Source organism: Burkholderia sp. E168m23, assembly GCF_016586125.1.
Taxonomy (GTDB): Bacteria; Pseudomonadota; Gammaproteobacteria; order Burkholderiales; family Burkholderiaceae; genus Burkholderia; species Burkholderia orbicola.
Genome location: NZ_BCPP01000646.1, coordinates 1 through 4267, shown reverse-complemented (window position 1 = coordinate 4267; position 4267 = coordinate 1). Strand labels below are relative to the sequence as shown.

Annotated in this window: 4 protein-coding genes; 3 read left to right on the top strand and 1 reads right to left on the bottom strand. The window is 67.8% G+C overall.

The features are described 5' to 3' along the window. Positions 1–654: glycosyltransferase family 87 protein (locus tag JMF90_RS26625; protein ID WP_201325628.1), on the top strand; the 654-nt coding region annotated here is incomplete at its 5' end. 142 nt (positions 655–796) lie between these two features. On the opposite strand, the gene ychF is transcribed toward JMF90_RS26625, so the two are convergent. Beyond that, the gene (gene ychF, locus JMF90_RS26620) at positions 797–1891 is read right to left on the bottom strand and encodes a redox-regulated ATPase YchF (RefSeq protein ID WP_006477050.1); all 1095 of its coding nucleotides are present in this window, start codon (positions 1889–1891) and stop codon (positions 797–799) included. A 248-nt stretch (positions 1892–2139) separates the two neighbouring features. Here ychF and JMF90_RS26615 point away from each other — a divergent pair, with 248 nt between their 5' ends. Next, positions 2140–3318 carry a UbiH/UbiF family hydroxylase gene (locus JMF90_RS26615; protein WP_027809355.1) on the top strand — a complete coding sequence of 393 codons (1179 nt, stop codon included), beginning with the start codon at positions 2140–2142 and terminating at the stop codon, positions 3316–3318. 90 nt (positions 3319–3408) lie between these two features. Further along, complete coding sequence (locus JMF90_RS26610; protein WP_006477048.1) at positions 3409–4137, top strand: DsbC family protein; 729 nt, start codon at positions 3409–3411, stop codon at positions 4135–4137. Positions 4138–4267: the final 130 nt, after the last annotated feature.

Genomic DNA, 4267 nt, shown 5'->3' with positions numbered 1-4267 from the left:
GCGGGCGCATGCATTGCGGTGCTGATCGTGAAGCCGCAATTCGGCGTGCTGTTCCCGTTGGCGCTCATCTGCGGGCGCCACTGGAAGGCGTTGATATCGGCCGGCGCGTTCAGCGCCGGCATCGTCGCGGTGTCGCTGGCGGCGTTTGGCGTGCGGGCGTGGGCCGCGTTTTTCGCGTTCATGCCGGCGTTCCACCACAACGTGGTCGAGTACGGCGACACGCTTCGGCGGGCCATGCCGTCGACGATCTCGCTCGCCCGGGCAGCCGGGCTGTCCGTCGGGCCAGCCTATGCCGTGCATGCGGTCGTCGGGGTACTGGCGGTCGCGGCGGTCGTCGACGTCTGGATTCGCCGCTCGCGCTTCGCGCTCCGCGCCGCCGCGCTCGCCGCCGGTACGCTGCTCGTGCAGCCTTACTATGTGTACTACGACCTGCTCTGGCTGGTGTTGCCGGTTGCATTCCTGCTGCTGGACGCGCGGAACGTCCCGTTGCGCCGAGCCGAGATCGTGATCGTCGTGCTGGCCTGGCTCGCGCCGGCGCAGGCCTTCATCGCGGTGATCAGCGGCACGGGTTGGCCGGTCGCGTCGGCGATGCTGGTCGCGCTGCTCGCGATGATCGTGCGCCGGAGTCGCGCGCCGGCGCCGGTGGCTGCGTAGCGGTTGCCGGGTGAGCGCATGTTGCTGCAGTCGGTCGACCCGAGCGGAACGATGCCGGGCGCATGAAACAGAAAACCCCTTGCGGCGCCGAGGCCGCAAGGGGTTTTCCGTGTATTGCCGTACTACGCCTGGGGTGATTCGCTCAGACGTTGAACAGGAAGTTCATCACGTCGCCGTCGTGCACGACGTATTCCTTCCCTTCCGCGCGCATCTTGCCGGCTTCCTTCGCGCCTTGCTCGCCCTTGTACGTGACGAAGTCGTCGAACGCGATCGTCTGCGCACGGATGAAGCCGCGCTCGAAGTCGGTGTGGATCACGCCGGCCGCTTGCGGAGCGGTATCGCCGATGTGGATCGTCCACGCGCGCACTTCCTTCACGCCGGCGGTGAAATAGGTCTGCAGGCCGAGCAGCTTGAAGCCCGCGCGGATCACGCGGTCGAGGCCCGGCTCTTCCATGCCCATGTCGGCGAGGAATGCTTCCTTGTCCGCGTCGTCGAGATCGGCGATTTCCGCCTCGATCGCCGCGCATACGGCGACCACCGGCGCGTTTTCGCTTTCCGCGTACTTGCGCACCGCCTCGAGGTGCGGGTTGTTCTCGAAGCCGTCGTCCTTCACGTTGGCGACGTACATCGCCGGCTTCGCGGTGATCAGGCAGAACGGCTTGATCAGCGCCTGTTCGTCGTCCGACAGCGCGAGGCCGCGCACGGCCTTGCCCTGGTCGAGTTGCGCGCGCACCTTTTCGAGCACCGCGACGAGCTTCGCCGCTTCCTTGTCGTTGCCCGACTTCGCCGCCTTCGAATAGCGCGTGAGCGCCTTCTCGATGGTGCCGAGGTCGGCGAGCGCGAGTTCGGTGTTGATCACTTCGATGTCGTCGATCGGGCTGACCTTGCCGGCGACGTGAATGACGTTGTCATCCTCGAAGCAGCGCACGACGTGCGTGATCGCATCGGTTTCGCGGATGTTCGCGAGGAACTGGTTGCCGAGGCCTTCACCCTTGCTCGCGCCCGCGACGAGGCCCGCGATGTCGACGAATTCGACGACGGCCGGCACGACACGCTCCGGCTTGACGATCTCGGAGAGCGCCTTCAGGCGCGTATCGGGCACTTCGACGATGCCGACGTTCGGCTCGATCGTGCAGAACGGGTAGTTCTCGGCGGCGATGCCGGCCTTGGTCAGCGCATTGAACAGGGTGGACTTGCCGACGTTGGGCAAGCCGACGATGCCGCATTTGAGACTCATGGAATCCTTCGGACGGGTGAGGCGGCGCGGCCGGACAGGGCACGGCGGCGCGGGAAAAAAGGGGCGGCCGGCGCGTGGAGCGCGGCGGGCCGACGGTCAAAGACGCTATTGTACCGTGCCGGCGCCCCGGATTCCGGGCTTGCCGCCGAACGGCCGATGCGGCGGGCCGCCGCGCGGGCGCACCGGCCCGCGATTCTGCTGATTTCCCGCAAAGTCCGGCCGCGTAAGGGTTTGGCCCCGCGGCTATAATGCCCGCCATGACTGCCCACCACTCCTTCGACGTCGCCGTGGTCGGCGGCGGGCTCGTCGGCAAGACGGCCGCGCTCGCGCTGACCCAGTCCGGCTACAAGACAGCCTTGCTCGCCCAGCCGGCCACGCCGCGCCCCGCCGATCTCGCGTTCGACACGCGGGTCTACGCGCTGTCGTCCAGTTCGCAGGCGTTGCTCGAGCGGCTGCGGGTCTGGCAGGCGCTCGACCACGGCCGGCTCGCGCCGGTCTACGACATGCGCGTGTATGGCGATGCGCATGCCGAACTGCATTTCTCCGCCTACCAGGCGTCCGTGCCGCAGCTCGCCTGGATCGCCGAATCCTCGCTGGTCGAGGCGTCGCTCGACGCCGCGCTGCGGTTCCAGCCGAACCTGACGTGGTTCGATGCGCGTGCGCAGGGCTTCGACGTGCGCGACGACGCGGCCGTGCTGACGCTGTCGTCGGGCCAGGTGCTCGAGGCCGATCTCGTCGTCGGCGCCGACGGCGCGCATTCGTGGGTGCGCTCCCAAATGGGGGCCAGGGTAGAGCGACGCGACTACCGGCAAACGGGCGTCGTCGCGAACTTCAAGGCATCGCTGCCGCACCGCGAGACCGCGTACCAGTGGTTCCACGAAGGCGAGATCGTCGCGCTGCTGCCGCTGCCGGACGGCCACGTGTCGCTCGTGTGGTCCGCGCACACCGCGCATGCCGACGCACTGCTCGCACTCGATCCGGCGCAGCTCGCGGCCGAGGTCGAGCGCGTGTCGCACGGCCAGGTCGGCACGCTCGAATGCGTGACGCCGGCCGCCGGCTTCCCGCTGGCCCTGCAGACGGTCGACAAGCTGATCGCGCCGCGTGTCGCGCTGGTAGGCGATGCCGCGCACCTGATTCACCCGCTCGCGGGGCAGGGGATGAACCTCGGGCTGCGCGACGTCGCCGCGCTCGCCGACGCGATCGCGGGCAAGGAAAGCTTCCGCAATCTCGGCGATACGGTGCTGCTGCGCCGCTACGAACGTTCGCGCCGCGAGGACATTCGCGCGCTGATGGTCGCCACCGACGGCCTGCAGCGGCTGTTCGCGGTGCCGGGCTCGCTCGCGAAGGCGGTGCGCAATGCGGGCATGGCGTTCGTCGGCGCGCAGCCGCTTGTGAAGCGCTGGCTCGTGTCGGCCGCGCTCGGCTGAGCGAACCTTCCGCCGCCGCGCCGGTCGGAGACGGTTCCGTTACGGCGTACACTGTGCCGTGCACTCCGATTGAGCTGAAGGAAGATTTCAATGAAAAAAACGATCCGCATCGCGTCGCTGGCGCTGGCCGTCACGATGGCGACGCTCGGCTGCACCGCGCAGGCCGACCAGACCACCGACAAGCTGAAGGCCACGCTGCAAGCCCGTCTCGGCAACGACGCGCCGATCAAGAGCGTGTCGAAATCGCCGGTCGCAGGCCTTTACGAAGTGAACCTCGGCTCGCAGATCATCTATAGCGACGCGGCGGGCGACTACGTGCTGCTCGGCGATCTCGTCGACGCGAAGACGCACAAGAACCTGACCGACGCCCGCCTGTCCGAAATCAACAAGATCGACTTCGCGAGCCTGCCGTTCGCGAATGCGATCAAGATCGTCAAGGGCAACGGCGCCCGCAAGATCGCGGTGTTCTCCGATCCGAACTGCCCGTACTGCAAGAAGCTCGAGACGACGCTGCAGTCGGTCGACAACGTGACCGTCTACACGTTCCTGTACCCGGTGCTGTCGCCGGATTCGACCGCGAAGTCGAAGGCGATCTGGTGCGCGACCGACCGCGCGAAGACGTGGGAAAGCTGGATGCTCGACCATCGCGCGCCGTCCGGCGCCGGTACCTGCGACACCACCGCGCTCGACAAGAACCTTGCGCTCGGCCGCGGGATGAACGTCACGGGCACGCCGACGATCTTTTTGCCGGACGGTCGCCGCCTGCCGGGCGCGGTATCGGCCGACCAGCTCAACCAGGCGCTCGCCTCGAGCAAGTAACCGACTGCACGCCGGGCGCAGCGCCCGGCCAGCGAGGGGCGCCCGCATGATCTGCCGGCGCCTCTCTTCGTTTTCGCCGCCGTATTCGACCGACCGATTGCCACGATGACCCAGCCGATCCGCTATTCGA